The organism is Lysinibacillus sp. 10T31 (genome assembly GCF_056394365.1).
In genome coordinates this window covers 1-356 of sequence record NZ_JBFTHS010000284.1, presented here as the reverse complement: position 1 = coordinate 356, position 356 = coordinate 1, and the positions used below count along the sequence as shown (strand labels likewise).

The window sequence follows — 356 nt, the reverse complement described above, 5'->3', positions numbered from 1 at the left end:
GCGGTGAGCTACACCCTCTCGGCCAACGTCGAAGACGGCGTGCTGCTCGGCACCRCCGCGTTGAACCTCACCGGCAACGAACTCGATAACAGCCTCACCGGCAACGCCGCCGCCAACTTCCTCGACGGCAAGGCCGGGGCTGATACCCTGGACGGCGGGGCTGGCAACGACACCTACGTGGTCGACAACCTCGGCGACACGGTGATCGAACGCGGCACCTCGCTGGTCGAAATCGACACGGTCATGTCGTCGATCAGCTACACCCTGGGTAGCAACCTCGAGAACCTGACACTCACCGGCAGCGACAACCTCGACGCCACCGGCAACTCCTTGGGCAACCGTCTGACCGGTAACAC

At 64.2% G+C, this 356-nt stretch carries 1 pseudogene; it reads left to right on the top strand.

Annotated elements, in window-relative coordinates:
• A pseudogene (locus AC1DCY_RS28045) lies at window positions 1-356 on the top strand (hypothetical protein); the annotation flags it as partial.